Genomic DNA, 3910 nt, shown 5'->3' on the forward strand with positions numbered 1-3910 from the left:
CGGTTTCATAAATTTTATGACACTGATTTCACTGTTTGAGCTGTAAAGAATATAAATCCCCACTCAATGTATGTTAATAATCAATGAGTGTTGTTATGTCTCATATCCGTTTTTTCCCGCGCCATCGTTTGGCGCTTGCTTGTATGCTAGCGAGTGTGTCTGGCTTCTCTTTTGCACAAAATCAGTGTGCTGTTGCTGATTTACAACAATCGCGAGATCTGGCTACTGCCGTTTCTGGTGCTGAGTATGATTGCTACCACGCTTGGTTTTCAGCACCTTCAGAAACGCTGAATGATATCTATAGTGAAGCGAGCCTAAGCCGTATCCAAGTCGCGCTGGATCAAGAAATCGCTCGCTATCGTGGTGAAGCAGATCAAGCTCGTATTCTAGAGAACCTAGGCGAATTTATTCGAGCGGCCTACTACGTTCGCTACAACGCTGGTACTGGTACACCTGAGTTTTCGCAAGCGTTGAGTCAGCGTTTTGCTCAGTCGACGAACCTATTCCTAAACAACCCTCATGCTTTGGATCAAGGTCGTGAACAAGTTGGTGCAATGAAGAGCCTGACTTTGATGGTTGATAACGTTAAGCAGTTGCCGCTGACCATGGATAGCATGATGGCCGCGTTGATGCACTTTAATCGTGAAACCGCGCAGGACACGCAATGGGTCGATGGTTTAAACAACTTGTTCCGCTCTATGGCAGGCCATGCGGCGAACGATGCGTTCTACCGATACATGGCAAACAATACACACCATATTGATACGTTGGTGAAATTCGCATCTGATAATGCTTGGGCATTAGATACGGATGCAAGCTTTATCGTTTTCAATGCATTACGTGAAACTGGTCGTTTGCTCGCGAGCCCAGATCAGGAGACCAAACGCAAAGCATTGGCAGTAATGCAACAGGTGATGCAGCGTTATCCACTGGGTAGTGAGCATGACAAACTATGGCTTGCTGCCGTTGAAATGATGAGCTACTACGCACCAGAAGGCCTAAATGGTCTGAATATTGAGCAAGCCAAGCAAGATTTAGCTGCACGTGTAATGCCAAATCGTTTTGAATGTCAGGGACCTGCCATTATTCGCTCTGAGGATCTGACCGATGCTCAAGCAGCGAAAGCGTGTGAAGTGCTAGCGGCAAAAGAAGCCGACTTCCATCGAGTTGCGAATACGGGTAATCAACCTGTCGCTGATGATTTGAATGATCGTGTTGAAGTGGCGGTATTCGCGAGTAACACTAGTTACGTTGATTACTCTTCATTCCTATTTGGTAATACAACGGACAACGGTGGTCAGTACCTAGAAGGTGACCCTTCAAAAGCGGACAATACTGCGCGTTTCGTCGCTTATCGCTACGCGAATGGTGAAGATCTCTCTATCTTGAACCTAGAACATGAATACGCGCACTATTTAGATGCACGATTTAACCAATACGGTTCGTTCAGCGATAACTTGGCTCATGGTCATATTGTTTGGTGGCTAGAAGGTTTTGCTGAATACATGCATTACAAGCAAGGTTACCAAGCTGCGATTGAGCTGATTGCAGATGGTAAACTGAGCCTTTCCACTGTGTTTGATACCACGTACTCTCACGATACCAATCGTATCTATCGTTGGGGTTATCTAGCTGTTCGATTCATGTTAGAAAATCATCCACAAGACGTCGAAAGCTTGTTGGCATTGTCGCGCTCTGGCCAGTTCGAACAATGGGCACAGCAGGTGACGTCTTTAGGTCAACAATACGATGCTGAGTTTGAACGTTGGTTGGACACATTAAAAGTGGAACCTGAGCAACCTGATACAGACCCAGAAGAGCCAACAGAACCAACAAGCCCTGAAGCACAAGTGACTGAATTGACGGCGAACCAAAGCCTTCAGCTCAGTGGCGAAGCATACAGCGAAAAACTGTTCTACGTTGATGTTCCAGCCAACACCGTTAACTTCAATGTATCTATTGAGGGTGCGGGTGATGCGGATCTTTACATGAGCTACAACAAAGTCGCGCATTACTATGATTTCGAAATGAGTCAATATGCTGATGGCAGCAATGAAGAGATTGTGTTTGAACCAGAGCAAGATGGTTACGTTAAAGCGGGTCGTTACTACATCAGCTTAACTGGACGTGATAGCTATGACTCAGTAAATCTTGTGGCTGCGTTAGAAGTGGAAGCGCAAACACCGCCAACCCAAGTGCAAGATGATTTAGCACCTGTGGTACTAGAGTCTGGTGAAGCCAAAATGCTTACCGTTCACAAGCAGCGTTATGCAGCAGTTCATGTGCCTGAAGGTGTAGAAGAGGTTCGTGTATGGCTAACGGCTCACTCTCAAACTGGTAATGTCGATCTATACGCGAGTAGGGAGCATTGGCCTACAGTAGAGCAGCACGAGTATGCGTCCAACTATGCAGGCAGCAATGAATACCTTGCGATTCCTGTTACTGAAGCAGGGTACGTGCACTTCGCTCTTCAGGCTCCAGAGCAAGGCGATGACGTTGAAATGCTAGTGCACTTCAACTAAACAGGTTCGATTAACTAAAGTCGAGATAAAACGTCGCTGATACAGCGACGTTTTTGTTTATATCGGACACGATTATAAACAAACAGCGGCGAATGCTAGTTAATCGGCTGATCTATCGAGTTATCAGTTGCCCTTTTTCTAAACGGCTTTAGGTTTGTATTGCAATTTACCGCGCACATAAACTTTTTTAGCGACGCGTTCTGTGACCTAGCTTCTGATTTGTGTTTCCCAAATGGATACAATATATATGCACCCCGTGCAATAAAGTGAAAAGGGAAAGACATGAAAACGCTTATTTATGAAACGTTGATTAGCCTTGCTAACCAAGAACCAGAACAACATGCAAGAATCCGACAAAATCTCTATGAACAGTTGGATCTGCCGTTCGATAAGCAGCTGGCTTTGTATTCTTGTGCCCTTGGTCCTGCAAGTTCAGGCAAGTTGGAGAGCAGTCAAGGCATTAACAACGCGGTAGATTGCGCGGTTAAACTGCTTGAAACTCCTGAGCGCTAATTCACTCGTTGTTTTAATCACGGCCCGAACCCCAAGGGCCGTTTTTAATTGCGGTTAAATTGATTTCAACGTCGTTATTGCTCTGCTCTTTCCGCTAGCACTTCTTTGAATGCAAACATGCCGTTTAATGCCGCGGGAAACCCTGCGTAGACGGACATCTGCAAAATGATCTCTTTAATCTCATCCTCGCTACAGCCTACATTCAGCGCTGCATTTAAGTGCACTTTTAGTTGCGGCGCGCAATTCCCCATTGCCGTTAGCGCGGCGACGGTTGCGATTTCTCTCGATTTTAGGTCTAAGCCCGGGCGAGCATAAATATCGCCAAACGGATACTCAATGGTGTACTGAGCTAAATCTGGACAAATATCTTGTAAGCTTTCGATGACATTATGACCAGCGTCGCCATCAATTTGAGAGAGTAGTTCTAATCCTTTGTTAAAGCGTGATTGTTCCATCGGTATGTTCCTAGTGAATAAACGTAAACACACCTTAATCGTTAGAGTTAACTCTAAGTCAACGAACTTTTCCGCTTTTATACAAGGCAATTTTTTCTTCTAGAGCCGATAAGTGCTTTTTCTGTTGTTCAATGTGGCGTTTGAGGTTTTCTTGGTGGCGTTCTAACAGGGCTTGACGTTGTGGTACAGATTGAGAGCCGACTTCCCTTAATTTGGCATACTCTAGAATCTCTTCAAGTGGCATTGCAGTTTCTTTTAAACGCTTAACAAAGCTTATCCAGTTTAGATCTTTCGAACTATACATTCGATGTCCACTCGCGTTTCTATGGACATGTTTAAGTAAACCGATTTTTTCATAGTATCGAAGTGTATGAGCAGATAGCCCGACGAGGTCAGAAAATTCTTTGATATTCATTATTA

At 44.8% G+C, this 3910-nt stretch carries 4 protein-coding genes; 2 read left to right on the forward strand and 2 right to left on the reverse strand.

The annotated features are described in order from the left end of the window. The first annotated feature begins 95 nt into the window (after nucleotides 1–95). Both CAG68_RS18035 and CAG68_RS18040 read left to right on the forward strand, forming a co-directional pair. Nucleotides 96–2522, forward strand: coding sequence for a M9 family metallopeptidase (locus CAG68_RS18035; RefSeq protein WP_086047268.1), 2427 nt, complete (start codon nucleotides 96–98; stop codon nucleotides 2520–2522). A gap of 282 nt (nucleotides 2523–2804) precedes the next feature. Beyond that, a complete protein-coding gene (locus CAG68_RS18040) occupies nucleotides 2805–3035 on the forward strand; it encodes a PAS factor family protein (RefSeq protein WP_005375384.1) in 231 nt (76 codons plus the stop codon). A gap of 74 nt (nucleotides 3036–3109) precedes the next feature. Here CAG68_RS18040 and CAG68_RS18045 read toward each other — a convergent pair whose 3' ends face one another. Beyond that, entirely contained in the window at nucleotides 3110–3490 is a 381-nt protein-coding gene (locus CAG68_RS18045; RefSeq protein WP_054728771.1) for a carboxymuconolactone decarboxylase family protein, read from the reverse strand. Between the two features lie 58 nt (nucleotides 3491–3548). After that, entirely contained in the window at nucleotides 3549–3905 is a 357-nt protein-coding gene (locus tag CAG68_RS18050; RefSeq protein WP_047101703.1) for a MerR family transcriptional regulator, read from the reverse strand. Between the last annotated feature and the right edge of the window lie 5 nt (nucleotides 3906–3910).

The organism is Vibrio sp. V42_P2S4T144 (assembly GCF_009904715.1).
GTDB classification, from domain to species: domain Bacteria; phylum Pseudomonadota; class Gammaproteobacteria; order Enterobacterales; family Vibrionaceae; genus Vibrio; species Vibrio alginolyticus.

What these genes read in the sequence shown, in the direction of transcription:
- CAG68_RS18040 (WP_005375384.1), top strand. Translation starts at nt 2,805, where the DNA reads ATGAAAACGCTTATTTATGAAACGTTGATTAGCCTTGCTAACCAAGAA.
- CAG68_RS18035 (WP_086047268.1), top strand. Translation starts at nt 96, where the DNA reads ATGTCTCATATCCGTTTTTTCCCGCGCCATCGTTTGGCGCTTGCTTGT.
- CAG68_RS18050 (WP_047101703.1), bottom strand. Translation starts at nt 3,905, where the DNA reads ATGAATATCAAAGAATTTTCTGACCTCGTCGGGCTATCTGCTCATACA.
- CAG68_RS18045 (WP_054728771.1), bottom strand. Translation starts at nt 3,490, where the DNA reads ATGGAACAATCACGCTTTAACAAAGGATTAGAACTACTCTCTCAAATT.